Source organism: Mesorhizobium sp. M1396, assembly GCF_040317725.1.
In the GTDB taxonomy this organism is placed as follows: Bacteria; Pseudomonadota; Alphaproteobacteria; order Rhizobiales; family Rhizobiaceae; genus Mesorhizobium.
Genome location: NZ_JAMYLA010000022.1, coordinates 25,792 through 45,021, shown reverse-complemented (window position 1 = coordinate 45,021; position 19,230 = coordinate 25,792). Strand labels below are relative to the sequence as shown.

Annotated in this window: 17 protein-coding genes; 9 read left to right on the top strand and 8 right to left on the bottom strand. The window is 63.3% G+C overall.

Going from position 1 to position 19,230, the window contains the following annotated elements:
• The first annotated feature begins 29 nt into the window (after window positions 1–29).
• Together NKH02_RS16405 and NKH02_RS16400 are read left to right on the top strand one after the other, a co-directional pair.
• Window positions 30–1,415 carry a glutamine synthetase family protein gene (locus NKH02_RS16405; protein ID WP_502913820.1) on the top strand — a complete coding sequence of 462 codons (1,386 nt, stop codon included), beginning with the start codon at window positions 30–32 and terminating at the stop codon, window positions 1,413–1,415.
• A 58-nt stretch (window positions 1,416–1,473) separates the two neighbouring features.
• Window positions 1,474–2,154 carry a UdgX family uracil-DNA binding protein gene (locus NKH02_RS16400; protein WP_352869394.1) on the top strand — a complete coding sequence of 227 codons (681 nt, stop codon included), beginning with the start codon at window positions 1,474–1,476 and terminating at the stop codon, window positions 2,152–2,154.
• Between the two features lie 2 nt (window positions 2,155–2,156).
• Here NKH02_RS16400 and NKH02_RS16395 read toward each other — a convergent pair whose 3' ends face one another.
• The 4 genes from NKH02_RS16395 to NKH02_RS16380 form a co-directional block, all read right to left on the bottom strand.
• Window positions 2,157–3,416 carry a glycerate kinase type-2 family protein gene (locus tag NKH02_RS16395; protein ID WP_352869253.1) on the bottom strand — a complete coding sequence of 420 codons (1,260 nt, stop codon included), beginning with the start codon at window positions 3,414–3,416 and terminating at the stop codon, window positions 2,157–2,159.
• Window positions 3,413–3,916, bottom strand: a complete 504-nt coding sequence (locus NKH02_RS16390) for a heme-degrading domain-containing protein (protein WP_352869254.1) — start codon at window positions 3,914–3,916, stop codon at window positions 3,413–3,415. Before NKH02_RS16390 ends, NKH02_RS16395 begins: the two co-directional genes overlap by 4 nt.
• Window positions 3,917–3,981: 65 nt before the next feature.
• Window positions 3,982–5,295, bottom strand: a complete 1,314-nt coding sequence (guaD, locus tag NKH02_RS16385; RefSeq protein WP_352869257.1) for a guanine deaminase — start codon at window positions 5,293–5,295, stop codon at window positions 3,982–3,984.
• A 1-nt stretch (window position 5,296) separates the two neighbouring features.
• Window positions 5,297–6,514 carry a urate hydroxylase PuuD gene (locus tag NKH02_RS16380; RefSeq protein WP_352869259.1) on the bottom strand — a complete coding sequence of 406 codons (1,218 nt, stop codon included), beginning with the start codon at window positions 6,512–6,514 and terminating at the stop codon, window positions 5,297–5,299.
• A gap of 132 nt (window positions 6,515–6,646) precedes the next feature.
• Between NKH02_RS16380 and NKH02_RS16375 the strand changes: the two genes are divergently transcribed.
• The 3 genes from NKH02_RS16375 to NKH02_RS16365 all read left to right on the top strand — a co-directional run bounded on the left by NKH02_RS16375 (window position 6,647) and on the right by NKH02_RS16365 (window position 9,949).
• Window positions 6,647–7,567 (top strand): LysR family transcriptional regulator, encoded by a 921-nt coding sequence (locus NKH02_RS16375; protein WP_352869261.1) that lies wholly within the window; start codon window positions 6,647–6,649, stop codon window positions 7,565–7,567.
• Window positions 7,568–7,670: 103 nt separating this feature from the next.
• On the top strand, window positions 7,671–8,687 hold the full coding sequence (locus NKH02_RS16370) for an LLM class flavin-dependent oxidoreductase (protein WP_352869263.1): 1,017 nt from the start codon (window positions 7,671–7,673) through the stop codon (window positions 8,685–8,687).
• Window positions 8,684–9,949, top strand: a complete 1,266-nt coding sequence (locus NKH02_RS16365) for an LLM class flavin-dependent oxidoreductase (protein WP_352869265.1) — start codon at window positions 8,684–8,686, stop codon at window positions 9,947–9,949. The genes NKH02_RS16370 and NKH02_RS16365 overlap by 4 nt, the downstream gene beginning before the upstream one ends.
• A gap of 19 nt (window positions 9,950–9,968) precedes the next feature.
• Here NKH02_RS16365 and xdhC read toward each other — a convergent pair whose 3' ends face one another.
• From xdhC to uraH, 4 genes are all read right to left on the bottom strand, one after another.
• Window positions 9,969–11,102: a xanthine dehydrogenase accessory protein XdhC gene (gene xdhC / locus NKH02_RS16360; protein WP_352869396.1), complete on the bottom strand. Its 1,134-nt coding sequence runs from the start codon at window positions 11,100–11,102 to the stop codon at window positions 9,969–9,971.
• Between the two features lie 72 nt (window positions 11,103–11,174).
• The gene (gene xdhB, locus NKH02_RS16355) at window positions 11,175–13,517 is read right to left on the bottom strand and encodes a xanthine dehydrogenase molybdopterin binding subunit (RefSeq protein WP_352880051.1); all 2,343 of its coding nucleotides are present in this window, start codon (window positions 13,515–13,517) and stop codon (window positions 11,175–11,177) included.
• 202 nt (window positions 13,518–13,719) lie between these two features.
• Entirely contained in the window at window positions 13,720–15,201 is a 1,482-nt protein-coding gene (gene xdhA / locus NKH02_RS16350; RefSeq protein ID WP_352880049.1) for a xanthine dehydrogenase small subunit, read from the bottom strand.
• A 3-nt stretch (window positions 15,202–15,204) separates the two neighbouring features.
• The gene (gene uraH / locus NKH02_RS16345; protein WP_352869271.1) at window positions 15,205–15,579 is read right to left on the bottom strand and encodes a hydroxyisourate hydrolase; all 375 of its coding nucleotides are present in this window, start codon (window positions 15,577–15,579) and stop codon (window positions 15,205–15,207) included.
• 204 nt (window positions 15,580–15,783) lie between these two features.
• Between uraH and puuE the strand changes: the two genes are divergently transcribed.
• From puuE to NKH02_RS16325, 4 genes are all read left to right on the top strand, one after another.
• Window positions 15,784–17,202 (top strand): allantoinase PuuE, encoded by a 1,419-nt coding sequence (gene puuE / locus NKH02_RS16340; RefSeq protein WP_352880048.1) that lies wholly within the window; start codon window positions 15,784–15,786, stop codon window positions 17,200–17,202.
• Between the two features lie 10 nt (window positions 17,203–17,212).
• Window positions 17,213–18,076: a bifunctional allantoicase/(S)-ureidoglycine aminohydrolase gene (locus NKH02_RS16335; protein ID WP_352880046.1), complete on the top strand. Its 864-nt coding sequence runs from the start codon at window positions 17,213–17,215 to the stop codon at window positions 18,074–18,076.
• Window positions 18,073–18,564 (top strand): ureidoglycolate lyase, encoded by a 492-nt coding sequence (locus NKH02_RS16330; RefSeq protein ID WP_352880044.1) that lies wholly within the window; start codon window positions 18,073–18,075, stop codon window positions 18,562–18,564. The genes NKH02_RS16335 and NKH02_RS16330 overlap by 4 nt, the downstream gene beginning before the upstream one ends.
• 67 nt (window positions 18,565–18,631) lie before the next feature.
• On the top strand, window positions 18,632–19,225 hold the full coding sequence (locus tag NKH02_RS16325) for a nucleoside deaminase (protein WP_352880042.1): 594 nt from the start codon (window positions 18,632–18,634) through the stop codon (window positions 19,223–19,225).
• Window positions 19,226–19,230 lie beyond the last annotated feature (5 nt).

Below are 19,230 nucleotides of genomic sequence, written 5' to 3'. Positions count from 1 at the left end.
AAGCGGCGATGGACAACCCCAATGCCATGATGACCTCCCCTTCGGGCTCGACACCCACCGAGTCGCAAGCCTTTCTCGAGGCCCATCCCGAGATCGAAGCCTTCGATATCGTGCTGACCGACGCCAATGGCGTGGGCCGCGGCAAGATCGTGCGCCGGCACGAGCTGAAGAGCATTTTCGAAGGCGGCCGACATATGCCGATCTCGATCCTCGGCCTCGACATCACCGGCGAGGATGTGCACGAGACCGGGCTGATCTGGACGACCGGCGACGGCGACCTCAGGGCTTGGCCGATCCCCGGCACGCTGGTGCCGCTCTACGGCACGAACCCGCCGCGCGGCCAGTTGCTGATGGCCATGTACCAGCTCGACGGCCGGCCGATGTCATCGGATCCGCGGCTGGCGCTGGCACGGCAGGTCGACATACTGGCGGCCAAGGGTCTCTATCCGGCCGGCGCCTTCGAACTCGAATTTTTTCTCCTTGCCAATGAGCGCGATGCCGACGGCAAGGTGCAGCCGGCGCGCGCCGTGCTCGACGGCCGCGTCTCGGGCAAGACCGAGGTCTATTCCGTCGATCACCTGCACGGCATGGAGCCGCTGTTTTCCGACATCTATGCCGCGGCCAAGGCACAAGGCATTCCGGCCGAGACGGTGATTTCCGAATATGCGCCCGGCCAGTACGAATTGACGCTGAACTACCGCAAGGACGTGATGAGGGCCGCCGACGACCTGGTCATGCTGAAGCGCCTGGTGCGGGCGCAGGCGCGCCGCCATGGCGTCACCGCCTGCTTCATGGCCAAGCCGATCGAGAAATATGCCGGCTCGGGCATGCATTTCCATGTCTCGCTGCAGGACAAGGCTGGCCGAAACGTCTTTGCCGAAGCCGGCGGCGAGAGCTGGTCGCTGCCGCTGCTGCAGGGGCTTGGCGGCCTGATCCAGACGATGGCGGAATCGATGCTGGTGTTTGCGCCGCACGCCAATTCCTGGCGGCGCTTCGTCTCGCAATCCTATGCGCCGGTGGCGCCGACCTGGGGCGTGAACAATCGTTCGGTGGCGCTGCGCGTGCCGGCGGGCGACGCGAAAAATCGGCGCATCGAGCATCGGCCATCCGGCGTCGATGCCAACCCCTATCTGATCGCGGCAACGGTGCTGGCCGCTATAACCAAAGGGCTCGACGACGGTCTCGACCCTGGTCCCGAAACCACCGGCAACGGCTACGAGGCGCCAGTCACGCGCACGACCATGCCTGTCGATTGGCGCGCCGCGATCGAAGCCGCGCGAGCATCCAGCTTCCTGAAGGGCGCGCTCGGCGAAGACCTGCACCGGACCTTCGTGGCGATCAAGCAGTCGGAATATCTGCGCGTGGCGCGCACGGTCAGCGAACTGGATTACCACCTCTATCTGCACGAGGTGTAAGGAAAGGAACCATCGTCGATCTCGTTCATTTCAATATCGAAATGGACGAGGCAAGATGATGGCGAGCACGGGCCTTCCGCACGAAGCGAAGATCCCAGCCCGGCGTGTTTCCATAGCGCGTGCGGAGCCGATAGCGGACGAGGCTAAAGCCAGCTCGATCACGGAACTGCAAGAGGCCGCGAATGGCTGCCGCCGCTGCCCGCTCTGGCGTCATGCGACGCAGACCGTGTTCGGCGAAGGACCGGACAATGCCAAGGTGATCTTCGTCGGCGAGCAGCCGGGTGATCAGGAGGATCTCGCCGGCAAGCCTTTCGTCGGGCCCGCGGGCAGGGTGTTCGACGCCATCCTTGATGACGCTGGGGTCGACCGTCAGAAAGTTTACGTCACCAACGCGGTCAAGCACTTCAAATTCGAACCCCGAGGCAAGCGGCGCATCCATTCCAAGCCGAATGCCGGCGAGATTCAGGCCTGCCGCTGGTGGATCGACCAGGAGTTCGAGCTGATCAAGCCGAACATCGCGGTGGCACTCGGCGCGACAGCGGCGACGTCGCTGCTGGGCAAGGCGATCCCGGTAATGAAGATGCGCGGCCAGGTGATCGAGCGCGAGGACGGTTTGCGCGTCTTTGTCACTATCCATCCCTCCCTCATCCTGCGCATTCGTGAGCCGGCGGACAAGCAAGCCGAACGCGAGCGGTTCCTGGACGATATCAGAAAGGTGAAGCGGCTGATGGCCGCCTGAAGCTACCTGATCAGGATCGCCCTGAGATCGTTGACATTCGTGCCGGTCGGGCCCGGCACAAAAAGATCGCCAATCGCATTGAAGGCCGTCCAGGCATTGTTGCCGGCCAGCATGGCCTTGGCATCGACCCCGGCTGCCCGCATGCGCGATACGGTCGAAGCGTCGGCAAAGGCGCCGGCATTGTCTTCCGAACCGTCGATGCCGTCGGTGTCGGCGGCCAGTGCGTGAATGCCTTCGACGCCGCTGATGCCGATGGCGAAGGCGAGCAGGAATTCCGAATTGCGGCCGCCCTTGCCCTTGGCACGAAGTGTCACAGTGGTTTCACCGCCCGACAGGATCAGCACCGGCTTTGGAAATGGGCGGTTGCGCGTCGTCACTTCGCGGGCGATTGCCGCGTGGACGCCGCCGATCTCGCGCGCCTCACCCTCGATCGCATCGGAAAGGATGACGGCCTCGACGCCCTGTCGTTTCGCTTCCGCGGCCGCTGCCTCGAGCGATACGCCGGCCGAGGCGATCAGATGGACCTCGTTGCGCGAAAAGCGTTCATCATCCGGGTCTGGCGCATCGGCGGCCGGCGAATTGATATGCGCCATCACCGAGGCCGGCAGCTTCATGCCATAGGTTGATATCGAGGCCAGTGCGTCTGCGCGGCTGCCGGTATCCGGCACCGTCGGGCCGGAGGCGACGAGCGCCGGATTGTCGCCGGGAATGTCGGAAACGACCAGCGACACCACCTTGGCCGGCCAGGCGGCAGCCGCCAGCCGACCGCCCTTGATGGTCGAAAGATGCTTGCGGATGGTGTTCATCGCCGCGATCGGCGCACCGGAGGCGAGCAGCGCCTCGTTGACGGCGATCTCGTCGGCCAGCGTCAGGGTGCCGGCCGGCGACGGCAGCAGCGCCGAGCCGCCGCCCGAAATCAGCGCCACGACCAGGTCGTCCGCCGTCAGTCCCTGGACCTTCGCGAGCAGGCGGCGCGAGGCTTCAAGCCCGGCTGCATCCGGCACCGGATGCGCCGCTTCGATGATCTCGATACGCTCGCAGGTCGCGCCATAACCATAGCGGGTGACGACCAGCCCTTCGATCGGGCCGTCCCACACCTTCTCGAACGCCGCCGCCATCTGCGCCGAGCCTTTTCCGGCGCCAATGACGATGGTGCGGCCCTTGGGCTTGGCCGGCAAATGATCCCGGATGGTTCGTTCCGGATCGGCGGCGGCGACGGCCGCGTTGAAGATGGCGGTGAGGAACGATTTGGGGTCGCTCATTTTTCTTCCGGGGGCAGTACCAGCCCGAGCTTGTCGATGCCCAAATGATCGCACAGTGCCTCGACGACGACGCCGTGATCCTGGCGCTCCGGCAGGCCGGAGACGGCGATCACACCAATGACCCCGGCGCCTTCAACCGTGACCGGAAAACCGCCGCCGGCGAGCACGTAGTCAGCGATGTCGAGGCCCTCACCGATCTTGAAGGTGCGGTCAGGGCGCTGCTGTTCCAGCACCATCCGATAAGTGCTTTTCAGGAACCGCTTCACGACATTGATCTTGCGTCGCGCCCAGTCGGGATTGGAAGCGTTCGAGCCCGGCATCGCGGCATAGAAAAGCGGCCGGTCGAAGGTCCTGATATCGACGATAACAGGCAGGTTCTCGGCCAGTGCCCGGTCGCGGATGGCCGAACCGAGCTTGAACGCGACGGCCTCGTCAAAGGCCGGAAAAACAAGGGTCTCTTCCTGTCTCTTGATCAAAGCGATGTCGTCAGCAACGGCCATGTCGTTCCCCTGTCAACTTCGCCGCACGCTTTGACCGATGGCTGCCGTGGGGTCAAGCAAGGATTCTAAATTGCAATATCAGTCTTGGCCGGACGGCCGGCCACATAGACCTCGCGCACGGCGCGGTCGTCGCCCAGCGTTTGTAGCAGGAACAATTCCTGCGCCAGTGTCTCGACCGTTTCCATCCTGAGCCGCATCGCAGGCGTGGCCCTGGCATCGAGCACGACGATGTCGGCGTCGGTGCCGGCATCCAGCGTGCCGATCTTTTCCGCCACCGACAGCGCCTCGGCATTGCCGCGCGTCAGCTGCCAGAAGGACTGGAACGGGTTCAGCTTCTCGCCATTCAGCGCGATCACCTTGTAGCCTTCGTCCATGGTGCGCAGCATCGAATAGTTGGTGCCGCCGCCGACATCGGTGGCGGCGGCGATGCGGACCGGCTTGTCGCGGCGGCGAAAGCGCTGATAGTCGAACAGGCCGGAGCCAAGGAACAGGTTCGAAGTCGGGCAGAACACCGCCACCGAGCCCGAGTCCGAAAGCGCATCCGCCTCGCGCTCCGACAAATGGATGCAATGGCCGAACAGGCTCTTTTTGCCCAACAGCCCATAGTGCTCGTAGACGTCGGTATAGTCCCGCGACCACGGATAGAGTTCCTGCGTGAAGGCGATCTCGCCATGATTTTCCGACAGATGCGTCTGCATGTGCAGGTCGGGATGCTCGCGGCACAGCACGCCGGCCATCTCCATCTGCTCCGGCGACGAGGTGATGGCGAAGCGCGGGGTGATGGCATAGAGCTGCCGCCCCTTGCCGTGCCACTCGGCGATCAGCGCTTTCGTGTCGTCGTAGCCGGATTGCGGGGTGTCGAGCACGCCGTCGGGCGCATTGCGGTCCATCATCACCTTGCCGGCGATGTTGAGCATGTTGCGGTCATGCGACTCCGCAAAGAAGGCTTCGGCTGACGCCTTGTGCACCGAGCAATAGGCGGCGACCGTCGTGGTGCCGTGGCGCACCATCTCGTCGAGGAACAGCCGCGCGATGCGGCGGCCGTGCTGCGCGTTGGCGAACTTGGTTTCTTCCGGGAAGGTGTAGGTGTTCAGCCAGTCGAGCAGTTCGGCGCCATAGGAAGCGATGATCTGCATCTGCGGGAAATGCGCATGCGCATCGATGAAGCCCGGCAGCAGCAGATGCGGCCGGTGGTCGATTCTTTTCGCCGCTTCACCGGCCTGTTTCTCCACGTCAGCATAGGCGCCCGCGGCGACGATCCTGCCTTCGCGGATAAGCAGGCCGCCATCCTCCTCGTAGCGCCAGGCGGCATGGTCGTCGATGGTTTGCGGCCAGCGCACAAAGGACAGCGTGCGGCCGCGCAGAAATGTCGAAATCATGCTATTTCCCTGCGCCTTCGAACCAGGCCACCAGCAGCGCCCGTTCCTTATCGGTGATCTGCGAGACGTTGGCAGGCGGCATGGCATGGCTGCGGCCGGCCTGCAGATATATCTCGCGAGCATGGTTGGCGATGCCGGCGTCGGTATCCAGCATCACGCCCTTCGGCGCATGATAGATGCCCTCGTAGACCGGCTCCGCCGCATGGCACATCGAGCAGCGGCCGAGCACGGTGTCGCGCACCGCTGGGAAATGCACCGAAGCGACATAGACCTGCGCCGACGCCGATTCCCGGGGTTCGCCGGTCAGCACCTTCGGCGCGGTCGACAGCCAGATGATGATGATGAACAGGACAAGAGCGCCCAGCCAGGTCCAATGTGGGTTGCCCTTGCGCGCGTGGACACTGTTGAAATAATGCCGGATCAGCACGCCGATGATGAACACCAGCGAGGCGATGACCCAGTTGAACTGCGTGGCGAACGCCAGGGGATAGTGGTTCGACAGCATCAGGAACAGCACCGGCAGCGTCAGATAGTTGTTGTGCAGGGAACGCTGCTTGGCGATCTTGCCGTATTTCGGATCGGGCTTGCGCCCCGCGATAAGGTCGGCGACGACGATCTTCTGGTTGGGGATGATGACCATGAAGACGTTGGCCGACATGATCGTGGCGGTGATGGCGCCCAGATGCAGGAAGGCGGCGCGGCCGGTGAACAAATGCGTCAGTCCCCAGGCGATGAACACCAGCACGCAGTAGAGCACCAGCATCAGCCCGGTGTCGCTCTTGCCGAGCGGCGAGCGGCAGAGGAGATCATAGACCACCCAGCCGACGCCGATGGTAGCCAGCGACAGCAGGATCCCGACCGGCACCGACATAGGCAGAACGTTGGGATCGATCAGGAACAGATCGGCTCCGGCATAGTAGACGACGCACAGCATGGCGAAGCCGGACAGCCAGGTGGCGTAGGATTCCCATTTGAACCAAGTCAGGTGCTCGGGCATCTCGGCCGGCGCCACCAGGTATTTCTGGATGTGGTAGAAGCCGCCGCCATGCACTTGCCATTCCTCGCCGAAGGCACCGACAGGCATGCCCGGCCTCTGGCGCAGGCCGAGATCGAGCGCGACGAAGTAGAACGACGAGCCGATCCAGGCAATGCCGGTGATGACATGCAGCCAGCGCACGGCGAAGCTCAGCCAGTCCCAGAAAATCGCGAAATCCATCATTGAAGTCGTCCCTGCCGATTGGGTGACTTTACGGGCTGGAGCGCAAACGGAAAGGGGCGAGGTGCACGATGACTTTCAAAAAAAAATGGAAAATACTAGGCTTATCGCTGCAAACCGGCGAAGGTGCTCCGTATGGCCTATCTCGACAACATCGCCGTCTTCGTCCGCGTCGTCGAGCTCGGCAATCTGTCGGCGGCCGGGCGCGACATGCGCATTTCACCGGCGGTCGCCTCCAACCGCATCAAGGAGCTGGAGAAGCACCTTGGCGTGCGGCTTTTCAACCGCACCACGCGGCAATTGATGCCGACCGAACACGGCACGGTTTTTTATTCTGGCGCCAAGCAGGTTCTGGAGGCGATCACCGAGGCCGAAGCGGCTGTCTCGGCCCTTTCCGGCCAGCCACGCGGTACCATCCGCGTCACGGCACCCTTGGGCCTCGGCCGCCGGCTGGTGGCTTCGGGCATTCCCGATTTCCACGACAAATACCCTGATATCGAGGTGCGGCTGAGGCTCTCGGACCACAATGTCGACATCATGAAGGAAGGGATCGATGTCGCCTTCCGGCTGGGCATCATCGAGGATTCCAGCCTCAGGATGCGCGGCATCATGGAATGCGAGCGCGTGCTGGTGGCAGCGCCGGAATATCTGGAAGCGCGCGGCGAACCGGTGGAGCCGCAGGAGCTGATCGGCAAGAAACACGATTGCCTGATGCTGCGCTACTCCGGCGCGCGCGAATATGTGTGGACGCTGCAGACACCCACAGGCCCGCAGAAATTCGAAGTGCACGGGCCCTACGACACCGACGATGGCGACGTGCTGACCAGTTGGGCGCTGTCGGGGCGCGGCATCATCAACAAGCCGCGCTTCGAGGTCGAGCCGTTCATCCGCGACCAGCGCCTGAAGGTGATCCTGAGCAACACGCCGCCGACGCCAGTGCAGTTCGCCGCCGTTTACCCGCACAAGAAGCTGCAGGATCCAAAAGTGCGGCTGCTGCTCGACTTCATGGCCGAACGCTGCCAGCGGCTGATCAATGATCTGCTCGCGGGTAAATAGGACTGGCCGGCAAGTGACCGGCGGTTGGCCCAGCGCAAGCGGTTGCCATCCCGGGAAGCGGCGAACATAGTTCAGGTCGATTTTCGTCTTGCAGGGACCATCGATGGACAACGGCGCCACAATGCATCTTGCCGTTTCGCTGTTTCCGGGGACCGCCGATCCATCACCCGAACCGCCATTCGGTCGCTTGGCAAAGTTTGTGCAAAAGGCCGAAGCTGCGGGGTTGGACATGGTGCTGTTCGCCGATTCCGCGCCGACTGCCGGTGGCGATGCAGCGAATAGGCCGGTGCCCTTTGAAGCGACGACGCTGCTGGCCGCACTGGCAACCGTAACGAGCAGGATCGGCCTCGTCGCCACGGCCTCCACAATTGCCCATCAGCCCTACAACCTGGCGCGCCGTTTCGCCTCGCTCGACATCATCAGCCATGGCCGCGCCGGCTGGAACGCGACCATGGCGCAGAACCCGCGCGAGGCGGCCAATTTCAGCCGGCCCGAAGGCTTTTCGTCCGACGATTTTCGCCGGCGCACGGAGGAGTATATCGGCATCGTCCAGGGCTTGTGGCGGGGCTGGGATGCGGATGCGCTGCTATTCGACAAGAGCGGTGGCCGCTTCCACGACCCCGGAAAAATGCACCTGCTCGACCACAAGGGCGAGTTCTTTTCCGTGCGCGGACCGCTGAACGTCGCGAGATCGCCGCAGGACAGGCCGGTGCTGGTGCTGTCCGGTCTGTCGGAGCCCGACCTGGATATTGCCGCCCGCGCCGCCGATGTCATTCTGCTGGACGACGGGCCGATCGATGGCGCGAAAGCGCGCTATGAGGACCTGAAGCGCCGCGTTGTCGCCTGCGGACGCGATCCTGATGCCGTGAGGCTTCTGACGAATATCTCGCTCCTCACCAATGGCACCACCAAGCCGACCATCGCCGACAGCATGGAAAAAGAATTCCGCTCGAAAAGCTGCGACGGATTCAATATCCAGATGCCGGCACAACTCTCAGCGCTCGACGATTTCGTCGATCTGGTTTTGCCGGAGCTGCGGCTGCGCGGCCTGTTTCGACAGAGCTATCGCGGCGCGACGTTGCGCTCGCATCTTGGGCTTGCCGGCGGAGAAGATCAATGACCGGCGCGCACCGTCAGATGAAGCTCGGTGCCTTCCTGTGGGCGACCGGCCACCACATCGCCGCCTGGCGCCACCCAAAGGCGCATGTCACGGCGGGCATAGACATCGACCATTACGTCCAGCTGGCGCGCACGGCGGAGGCGGCGAAATTCGACATGGTGTTCTGCGAGGACGCCGCCGGCCTGCGCGAAGCCAATGTCGGCATCGCCAGCCAGACGTCGCGCTCGATCGGCTTCGAGCCGATCAGCCTGCTTTCGGCGCTCGCCGTCCAGACCAGCCGCATCGGCCTCGTTTCCACGGCGTCGACAAGCTACAACGAGCCCTATGGGCTGGCACGGACCTTTTTGTCGCTCGATCATCTAAGCGGCGGCCGTGCCGGCTGGAACCTGGTCACCTCGGCCAGCCCCATCGAAGCCGCCAATTTCGGCTCGACTGGCCTCAAGCCCCATGCCGACCGCTACGAACGGGCGCGCGAGTTCGCCGAAGTGGTCGCCGGGCTTTGGCGCGGCAAGCTCGATGGAACTTCCCGTCATGCCGGCCAAAGCTTTTCGGTGCGGGATCCACTCGACCTGCCGCGTTCACCGCAAGGCGCGCCGGTCATGGTCCAGGCCGGCGCCTCTGAGATCGGCCGCGACCTCGCCGCCCGCACCGCCGATGTGGTGTTCACGGCGGCGCAGACTTTCGAGGAGGCCAAGGCCTTCTACGACGACCTCAAGGGGCGTCTGGCGGCCTATGAGCGTGAGCCGGACGACATCAAGATCATGCCCGGCGTCGCGCCAGTGGTGGCGGAAACCGAGGCGGAGGCCCAGGAAAAATACGAAGAATTGCAGGAGCTGATCCCCGACGATGTCGGGGTGGCGCTGCTGTCCAGCTATCTCAGCATCTCCGATCTCTGGCGCTATCCGATCGATGGACCGCTGCCGGAGCTGCCTGAGAGCGAGGGGATGAAGAGCCGGCAGGCGCTGGTGATCGAGCAGTCGCGCCGCGACGGACTTTCCATCCGGCAGCTGGCGCGGCATTTCGCTGGCGCGCGCGGCCATTGGCGCATCGTCGGAACAGCGGCCCAAATCGCCGACGAGCTGCAGGCGCGGTTCGAGGGCGGAGCGGCCGACGGCTTCAACGTCATGCCCTCGTATTTCCCCGGCGAACTCGATGCGTTTGCAACGCTCGTCGTGCCGGAATTGCAACGGCGCGGCCTGTTCCGCAGGGATTATGACGGCCGCACCCTGCGCGAGCATCTGGGCTTGAAGCGGCCTGGCTGAGATGCGTTGAGGCGCAAGCTTAGCCGACCGTCACCTTGTCATGCGGAACCTGATGGCCTACATTTGATGCTGCGGCGTGGGCGACCAGCGCCGTCATGATCTCGGCCGCCGCCAGCGCCGCGATGACTTGCGGACGCTTGTCCTTGACGGTGTCGCCGCCGATCGGCGAGACGAGGCGGGCAAATTCCGCCTCGCTGCCATCCGCCGATTTCAAGAACCAGTTCTTGAACGTCGCTTTCTTGGTCTTCGAGCCAATCATGCCGACATAGGCGGCATCGTCGCGTTTCAGCGCCTCGGCGACAATCAGGAAATCCAGCGCATGATCATGGGTGAGGATGGCGAAAGCGGTGCCGGCGGGAGCGTTTCGCACCTCAGCCTCGGGCATCGGCGTCAGCCGCATCTCCACGGTTTCCGGCATGCCTTCCAGCGCCTCGGCCCGCGTTTCGATGACGACGCCATGCACGGGAAGAAGTGAGATCGTCGACGCCAGCGCCTGGCCGACATGGCCGCCACCGAAGATATAGACATGCGGCAGATGAGCCTCCTCGGCTTCCGCGGCCGCAACCAGGTCGGCGGCGAGCGCGGCATCGACGAGCCGGATCAGCACTTCGACGCGCCCGCCGCAGCATTGGCCGATCTCGGGGCCTAGCGGGACGTCGAGGGTGGCGCGAATATCCCTCCCCCTTGAGGGGAGGGTGGCGGCGAAGCCGTCGGGTGGGGTCGCCGCGGCGCGGGGTCTCTCCCCCCTTGAGAGGGAGATGTCGGCGAAGCCGACAGAGGGGGTCGTTGCGGCAGTGCTCGACGCCCTTGTGGTGCCTTCTGAGAGTGCCCCCTCTGGCCGCTTCGCGGATTGCCCTTCGCCATGGCTCCGGGCGTTCGTCGCTGAAAAAGCCAAATCATTGGCTTTTTCTCGGCCTTCAGCCGATCGTTCCTCACCCCCCTCAAGGGGGGAGAAAAGCATCTGCCTGGCTTTGTCGATGGCCATATACTCAAGTTGCCCGCCGCCGATCGTGCCTGAAATCGCCGATTGCGAGACGAGCATGAAGGCGCCCTTCTCGCGTGGCGTCGACCCTTTCGTGCCGGCGACCTCGACCAAAGCGATGCGGCCTTGACCAGCAAGGAAGTCTTTGAGGTTTTGCACGTTCGAATTCATCATTCGCATTCCCGTGCGGGAAACATAGGGTTTTTCGGCCTGAATTGCACGCATGCCGACCGTGGCGCAGACTCAGGCCTTGGCCTCGGACTTCAGCCGCTCGATCGCCATCAGAACCCGCTCCGGTGTCGCCGGCGCATCGAGGCGCGGACAGATCCGGTTGTCGGCGACGCTCGCCACCGCGTCCGACAGGGCGTGCAGCACCGACATGCCGAGCGGGAACGGCGGCTCGCCGACCGCCTTGGAACGGTGGATCGTCGGCTCGCTGGCTTCCGGCCAGTCGGCCAAGGTGACGTTGAAGATCTTCGGCCGGTCGGAGGCGAGCGGGATCTTGTAGGTCGATGGCGCGTGGGTGCGCAGACGGCCTTTGTCGTCCCACCACAGTTCTTCCGTCGTCAGCCAGCCCATGCCCTGGATGAAGCCTCCCTCGATCTGGCCGATGTCGATGGCGCGGTTCAGAGAGCGGCCGCAATCATGCAGAATGTCGGTGCGCTCGACCATGTATTCGCCGGTCAGCGTGTCGACCGAGACCTCCGAGCACGAGGCTCCATAGGCGAAATAATAGAATGGGCGCCCCTCGCCCTTGTCACGGTTCCAGTGGATTTTCGGCGTCTTGTAGAAACCGGCCGCCGAAAGCTGGATGCGGGCCATATAAGCCTGCTTGACGAGGTCGGCGAAGGCGATTTCCTGGTTGCCGATGCGCACCCGGTTGGGCAGGAACAGCACCTGATCGCGCGGCACCTGATATTTTTCGGCGGCGAAATCGGTCAGCCGATCCTTGATCTGGCGAGCGCCGTTCCGCGCCGCCATGCCGTTGAGGTCGGAGCCGGACGACGCCGCCGTGGCCGAAGTGTTCGGTACCTTGCCGGTCGTGGTCGCGGTGATCTTCACCTGGTCGAGGTCGATCTGAAACTCTTCCGCCACCACCTGCGCCACTTTGACGTAGAGGCCCTGCCCCATCTCGGTGCCACCATGATTCAGATGCACCGAACCGTCGGTATAGACATGCACCAGCGCGCCGGCCTGATTGTAGTGCGTGGCGGTGAACGAGATGCCGAACTTGACCGGCGTCAGCGCCAGGCCCCGCTTGATGAAACGACTGTTGGCGTTGAAGGCCGATATTTCCCGCCGCCGCCGTGCGTAGCTGGCGCTTTCCTCCAGTTCGGCGACGATGCGCTGGATGATGTTGTCCTCGACCGTCTGGTGGTAGGGCGTAATGTTGCGGTCGGATGTGCCGTAGAAATTCTTCTTGCGGATTTCGAGTGGATCCTTGCCGACCGCAAAGGCGACCTCGTCGATGACGCGCTCGGCGCCGACCATGCCTTGCGGGCCGCCGAAACCACGGAAAGCGGTGTTCGACACGGTGTTGGTGTAGAGCGGTGCCGATTGCGCATGCACCGCCGGCCAGAAATAGGTGTTGTCGCAGTGGAACAGCGCGCGATCGGTCACCGGGCCGGAAAGGTCCGACGAAAAGCCACAGCGTGCCGCGAACATGAAATCGACACCGAGGATGTTGCCCTCGTTGTCGAAGCCGACCTCATAGTCGACCAGGAAATCGTGACGCTTGCCGGTGGCTATCATGTCGTCGTCGCGGTCGGGCCGGATTTTCACGGCGCGATGGTGCTTCTTCGCGGCGATCGCGGCCAATGCCGCAAACTGGTTGCCTTGCGTCTCCTTGCCGCCGAAGCCGCCGCCCATGCGGCGGATTTCCACCGTAATGGCGTTGCTCGGCACGCCCAGCGCGTGGCTGACCATGTGCTGGATTTCGCTCGGATGCTGGGTCGAGGAATAAATGGTGACGTCCTGGTCCTCGCCGGGCACGGCCATAGCGATATGGCCTTCGAGATAGAAATGCTCCTGGCCGCCGATGCGCATTTTTCCTTTCAGCCGGCGCGGCGCCTGACGGATCGCTGTAGCGGCATCGCCGCGCTTCAGGGTCAGCGGCGGCGTGACGAACTTGTCTTTCTTCGGATCGAGCTCGCCGATGTCGGTGACGAAAGGCAATTCCTTGTATTCGACCTTGGCCAGCCTTGTCGCACGACGCGCCTGCTCGCGCGTCTCGGCAATGACGCAAAAGATCGGCTGTCCGTAGAACTGCACCTTGCCGTCGGCCAGCACCGGCTCGTCGTGGCGGCCGGTCGGCGAGATGTCGTTTTCGCCCGGCACGTCCTTGGCCGTCAGCACGTCGACAACGCCGGGCGCCGTACGCACCGCCGAGAGATCCATGCTGGTGATGGTGGCATGTGTTGCAGCCGAAAGCCCGAGGCAGCCATGCAGCGTGCCGGCCGGCTCCGGCATGTCGTCGATATAGACGGCGGTGCCGCTGACATGCTTGTGCGCGGAATCGTGGCGCTGGTCGGTGGCGACGCCACCTGAAATCTTTTCAGCCTTGAGGTTGGGAGCGTGGCTGGTCATTGAGCGCCCCCTTTCCCTTCTCCCCGTTCACGGGGAGTAGGTGGCCCGAAGGGCCGGATGAGGGGCAGCGCCGACGTTGACAGCCTTTCAGACAAAGATCGATGACGGCGCCGCCCCTCATCTGACTGCCGGCATCTTCTCCCCGTGAACGGGGACGCTACTCGCGACCGTTCGGCTGTTTGTTCACTACCATTGGTGTTCATCATGCCGCCTCGTTGCGTGACACCTGGAATGGTGCCCGGGTATCCGTGGTTTCGACAAAGAAGCGCAGCAGCAGGTTCTTCGCCGCCAGAGTTCGATACTCTGCCGAGGCGCGCATGTCGGTGAGCGGTGTAAAGTCTTTCGCGTACTCGGCCATCGCCGCCTCTACCGTCTGTTCTGTCCACGGCTTGCCGAGCAGCGCTTTTTCAACGGCCGGCGCACGCTTCGGCGTCGCCGCCATGCCGCCATAGGCGATGCGCACATCCGCGACCGTGCCATCCTCGGCCAGCGTCAGGAAGAAGGCGCCGAGGGCTGCCGTGATGTCCTCGTCGCGGCGCTTGGTGATCTTGTGGACGGCGAATTTTGTGCCCTTGGCCGGCACTGGCACGTGCACCGCTTCGACGAATTCGCCAGGCTGCCGGTCCTGCTTGCCATAGGCAATGAAGAAGGTTTCCAACGGGATCGTGCGCCGCTTGTTGCCCTTGCGCAGCGTCAGCCGCGCGCCAAGCGCGATCAGGGGCGGCGGCATGTCGCCGATCGGTGAGCCGTTGGCGATGTTGCCGCCGATGGTGCCCATGTTGCGCACCTGATCGCCACCGATGCGATCGAACAGTGGCCCCAGCGCTGGTATGCGTTTGGCGAGCGTCGAGAATGCTTCGGTGTAGGTGACGCCGGCGCCGATGGTGATGAGGCCATTGTCTTCGCCGATGGTGCAAAGCCCGTCGAGATCGCCGATGAAGATCGCCGGCGAGATATCGCTCATGTGCTTGGTCACCCACAGGCCGACATCGGTCGCGCCGGCGACGATTGTGGCGCCAGGTTCCTTGTCCAGCACAGTGGCGAAATCATCGACATTGGCCGGCACGATCAGCCGCTTCTTGCCGGCGCCGATCTCGACCCGCGCACCGTCATGCATGGCCTCGAGCCTCGCTGTGATCGCCTTGCGCTCGGCGGCCAGCGGGTCCTTCGCCACCTTGCCGTAGCTGGAGATGGCATGCGCCGCGCGTATGATCGCCTCGTAGCCGGTGCAGCGGCAGAGATTGCCCTGCAACGCCTTTTCAATAGAAGCGTTCGACGGGTCCGGTGATTTCATCCACAGGCCATAGAGCGACATGACGAAACCCGGCGTGCAGAAGCCGCATTGCGAACCGTGGAAATCGACCATCGCCTGCTGCACCGGGTGCAACTGCCCGGGCGACCCATGCAAATGCTCGACGGTGACGACATGGGTGTCGTCCAGCGAGCCAAGGAACCGGATGCAGGCGTTGACGCTTTCATAGACCAGTCCGTCAGCCGAGAGCTTGCCCACTAACACGGTGCAGGCCCCACAATCGCCTTCGGCACAGCCTTCCTTGGTGCCGCGCAGCGAACGGTCGAGCCGCAGCCAATCAAGCAAGGTCGCCTCAGGGGCCACCGATGAAAGCACGACATCCCTGCCATTGAGAATGAACCGGATCTCGTTACGGATGCTGACTTTGGCCATGCTTCAGCTCCCCCTGTAGGTCGAATAGCCATAGGGCGAGACGAGCAGTGGCACATGATAGTGCACCGGCTCGGCCACGCCGAAACGAATTGGTATCAAGTCGAGAAAGGCCGGGTTTGGCAATTTCGTTCCCTGCTGGCGCAGATAATCACCAGCCGCGAAGACCAGTTCGTATTCGCCGGTGCGGAACTCCACGCCGGCGAGCAGCGGCTTATCGCAACGGCCGTCGGCATTGGTGACAACAGTCTTCAGATGTGTTCGCGCCTTGCCCTCGAGGTAATAGAGCGCGATCGACAGTCCCGCCGCCGGCTTGCCGGTCGCCGTGTCGAGGACATGGGTCGTCAGACGCCCGCCATCGGCTTTCGACGTTTCTGCCATTGGCCGCCTCCCATTTTCGGTACGAGCGAATTTGGCCCGGTACGATCAAATATCAACAGTGAATTGTGCGCCAATTAAAGGCGATGCATAAGTCCTGGTCGAGCGGAGTGCGACAAAAACACTTTCAAAAATTTTCGGGGGAATGCGTAGGCAGTCCTTTCGATATTCTCACCACACTTCGGGCCATGCCCGGCAGGAGGGACGATGCGATACACCAGAGACATGCGCGGCTACGGAGCCAATCCGCCGGATCCGAAATGGCCCGATGGTGCGCATGTCGCCGTGCAGTTCGTCGTCAACTACGAAGAGGGTGGCGAGAACTGCGTGCTGCATGGCGACAAGGCGTCGGAAGCCTTCCTGTCGGAAATCGTCGGCGCGACGCCCTGGGTAGGCCTGCGCCACTGGAATATGGAATCAATCTACGAATATGGCGCGCGCGCCGGCTTCTGGCGGCTGCTGCGGCTGTTCACCGAGGCCGAGGTGCCGATCACCTGCTACGGTGTCGCCACCGCGCTCGCCCGTTCGCCCGATCAGGTCTCGGCCATGCAGGAAGCCGGCTGGGAAATCGCCTCGCACGGGCTGAAATGGATCGACTACCGCGACCACAGCGCCGAAGATGAGCGTCGCGACCTCGAAGCAGCGATCCGCCTGCACTATGAGGTGACCGGGCAGCGACCGACCGGCTGGTACACGGGCCGCACATCGATCAACACGGTGCGGATTGTGGCGGAAGAGGGCGGTTTCGACTACGTGTCGGACACATATGACGACGAACTGCCCTACTGGTTCGAGCACGCAGGCGGCACGCAGCTCATCATCCCCTACACGCTCGACGCCAACGATATGCGCTTCGCCACGCCGCAAGGGTTCAATTCGGGCGACCAGTTCTTTGCCTATCTCAAAGATTGTTTCGATACGCTCTACGCCGAGGGCAAGGCCGGCCGGCCGCGCATGATGAACATCGGCCTGCATTGCCGCCTCGTCGGGCGTCCGGGCCGCGTCGCGGCGCTGAAGCGCTTCGTCGATTATGTCAAATCGCATGACAAGGTTTGGCTGGCGCGGCGCATCGATATCGCCAGGCACTGGCAGGAGAACCATCCCTATAAGCCGGCGGCATTGCGTCCATCCAAGATGGAGTTCGAGACGTTTGTTCACACGTTCGGCGGCGTGTTCGAGCATTCGCCCTGGATCGCCGAACGCGCCCATGAGCTGGAACTGGGCCCGGCGCATGACACGGCCGGTGGCTTGCACAACGCACTCTGCCGTATCTTCCGCTCCGCCAGCGAGACCGAGCGGCTTTCCGTGCTCAATGCCCATCCCGATCTTGCCGGCAAGCTGGCCAAGGCCAAACGGCTGACGGCTGAATCAACCAAGGAACAAGCTTCGGCCGGGCTCGACGCGCTAACCGACAAGGAGCGCGAACTGTTTTCCAAATTGAACGCCGCCTACTTCACCACCTTCGGCTTCCCCTTCATCATCGCGGTGAAGGGCAAGACCAAGGAGGAAATCCTCGCCGAATTCGAGACGCGCATCGGCAACAGTCGCGGCGTCGAATTCGAGACCGCCTGCAAACAGGTCGAGCGCATCGCGCTGCTCCGCCTCAAGGACATGCTTCCGCAATAGGTTTGAACCCATGGATACGATCAGGATGCCCGAGCGAACCTATTACGCACCACATGGCGGCCACCCCGGCCAGAGCGAGTTGCTGACCGGCCGCGCCGTCTTCACCGAGGCCTACGCCGTCATCCCCAGGGGCGTGATGCAGGACATCGTCACCAGCGCCCTGCCGTTCTGGGACAAGACCCGCGTCTGGATCTTGTCGCGACCGCTGTCCGGTTTTGCCGAGACGTTCTCGCAGTACATTGTCGAGGTCGCGCCCGGCGGCGGCAGCGACCGGCCGGAACCCGATGCCGGCGCCGAGGGTGCCCTGTTCGTGGTCGAAGGTGAATTGACGGTTCTGCTTGCCGGCAAGAAGCACGTATTGCGGCCCGGTGGATTTGCCTTCCTGCCGCCGGCCAGCGGCTGGACGGTTCGCAACAAAAGCAAGGCCGATGTCCGCTTCCATTGGATTCGCAAGGCCTACGAGGTGGTCGACGGTCTCGATGCGCCCGAAGCCTTCTTCACCAACGAACAGGAGATCGCGCCAACGCCGATGCCCGGCACCGAGGGCCGCTGGGCGACGACACGTTTCGTCGATCCGGCCGACTTGCGCCATGACATGCACATGACAATCGTGACGCTGGAACCCGGCGCGGTCATTCCCTTCGCCGAGACCCATGTCATGGAGCACGGGCTCTATGTGCTGGAAGGCAAGGCGGTCTACCGCCTCAATCAGGATTGGGTCGAGGTCGAGGCCGGCGACTATATGTGGCTGCGCGCCTTCTGCCCGCAGGCCTGCTATGCCGGCGGTCCGGGCAAATTTCGCTATCTGCTCTACAAGGACGTCAACCGCCACGCCAAGCTCGGTGGCGCCGGCATCGCAAAGCGCGCTCCATGACCCGTATCGTCGCGCGGCCGCTGACCCGCGAGAGCTTTGCTCCATTTGGCGACGTCATCGACATGAGCGGCGACAACCACTACCCGATCAATGGCGGCAGGGCCGAGCGCTACCACGATCTCGCCACCGCCGAGGCGACCGGGCCGAACGCCCGCGTGCTGATCTCCATGGTGCGCGGCACGCCCTACGAATTGCCGCTGAAGCTGAGCATGGTAGAGCGCCACCCGTTCGGCAGCCAGGCATTCATTCCGCTGTCGCCGCGCCCGTTCCTGGTCGTCGTCTGCCATGACGGGGATGAAGGACCGGGAGAGCCGCATGCCTTTATCACTGCCCCCGGACAAGGGATCAATTACCGGCGCAATCTCTGGCATGGCGTGCTGACGCCGCTCGGCGAGGCGCAGGATTTTCTGATCGTCGACCGGGGTGGCGACGGCCCCAACCTCGAGGAATTCCATTTCTCGCACGCCTACGAGATACATCTCCCTTGATTTTTTGTGCATGTCGTTACCCCGAAACCGGGGCACTTTTGGGGGACATGCAGCAGGAGACCCAGTAATGACCGACATTTCGCTGATCGACCGCCTGCTCGACGTGATCGAGCACGATATCGTGCCGAAGACGGCCGAAGGTGTCGCCCATGGCAACAAACTGTTCGGCGCGGCGATCCTGCGCAAGGACGACCGTTCGCTGGTGCTGGCCGAGACCAACAACGAGGTGGAAAACCCGCTCTGGCATGGCGAGGTGCATTGCCTGAAGCGCTTCTACGAAATGCCGAAGGCAGAGCGAGTCGACACCAAGGACGCAATCTTCATCGCCACGCACGAGCCATGCTCGCTGTGCCTGTCGGCGATCACCTGGACCGGCTTCGACAATTTCTACTATCTGTTCAGTCATGAGGATTCGCGTGACAGCTTCGCCATCCCGCATGATTTGAAGATCCTGAAGGAGGTCTTCACCCTCGATCCCGGCGGCTACAATGCCGAGAACGCCTACTGGAAGAGCTTTTCGATCCGCAGGCTGGTGCGGTCCCTGCCCGAGGCCGAACGCCAGCGGCTGGAAACACGCATCGACAATATCTCGGCCCGTTATGACGAGTTGTCCGGCGCCTACCAGGCGAGCAAGGATGAAAACGACATTCCGCTGAATTGACGCGG

What these genes read in the sequence shown, in the direction of transcription:
- uraH (WP_352869271.1), bottom strand. Translation starts at nt 15,579, where the DNA reads ATGGCAGAAACGTCGAAAGCCGATGGCGGGCGTCTGACGACCCATGTC.
- puuE (WP_352880048.1), top strand. Translation starts at nt 15,784, where the DNA reads ATGCGATACACCAGAGACATGCGCGGCTACGGAGCCAATCCGCCGGAT.
- NKH02_RS16325 (WP_352880042.1), top strand. Translation starts at nt 18,632, where the DNA reads ATGACCGACATTTCGCTGATCGACCGCCTGCTCGACGTGATCGAGCAC.
- NKH02_RS16370 (WP_352869263.1), top strand. Translation starts at nt 7,671, where the DNA reads ATGGACAACGGCGCCACAATGCATCTTGCCGTTTCGCTGTTTCCGGGG.
- NKH02_RS16335 (WP_352880046.1), top strand. Translation starts at nt 17,213, where the DNA reads ATGGATACGATCAGGATGCCCGAGCGAACCTATTACGCACCACATGGC.
- NKH02_RS16375 (WP_352869261.1), top strand. Translation starts at nt 6,647, where the DNA reads ATGGCCTATCTCGACAACATCGCCGTCTTCGTCCGCGTCGTCGAGCTC.
- xdhB (WP_352880051.1), bottom strand. Translation starts at nt 13,517, where the DNA reads ATGACCAGCCACGCTCCCAACCTCAAGGCTGAAAAGATTTCAGGTGGC.
- xdhA (WP_352880049.1), bottom strand. Translation starts at nt 15,201, where the DNA reads ATGGCCAAAGTCAGCATCCGTAACGAGATCCGGTTCATTCTCAATGGC.
- NKH02_RS16400 (WP_352869394.1), top strand. Translation starts at nt 1,474, where the DNA reads ATGGCGAGCACGGGCCTTCCGCACGAAGCGAAGATCCCAGCCCGGCGT.
- xdhC (WP_352869396.1), bottom strand. Translation starts at nt 11,102, where the DNA reads ATGAATTCGAACGTGCAAAACCTCAAAGACTTCCTTGCTGGTCAAGGC.
- NKH02_RS16365 (WP_352869265.1), top strand. Translation starts at nt 8,684, where the DNA reads ATGACCGGCGCGCACCGTCAGATGAAGCTCGGTGCCTTCCTGTGGGCG.
- guaD (WP_352869257.1), bottom strand. Translation starts at nt 5,295, where the DNA reads ATGATTTCGACATTTCTGCGCGGCCGCACGCTGTCCTTTGTGCGCTGG.
- NKH02_RS16395 (WP_352869253.1), bottom strand. Translation starts at nt 3,416, where the DNA reads ATGAGCGACCCCAAATCGTTCCTCACCGCCATCTTCAACGCGGCCGTC.
- NKH02_RS16390 (WP_352869254.1), bottom strand. Translation starts at nt 3,916, where the DNA reads ATGGCCGTTGCTGACGACATCGCTTTGATCAAGAGACAGGAAGAGACC.
- NKH02_RS16330 (WP_352880044.1), top strand. Translation starts at nt 18,073, where the DNA reads ATGACCCGTATCGTCGCGCGGCCGCTGACCCGCGAGAGCTTTGCTCCA.
- NKH02_RS16405 (WP_502913820.1), top strand. Translation starts at nt 30, where the DNA reads ATGACCTCCCCTTCGGGCTCGACACCCACCGAGTCGCAAGCCTTTCTC.
- NKH02_RS16380 (WP_352869259.1), bottom strand. Translation starts at nt 6,514, where the DNA reads ATGATGGATTTCGCGATTTTCTGGGACTGGCTGAGCTTCGCCGTGCGC.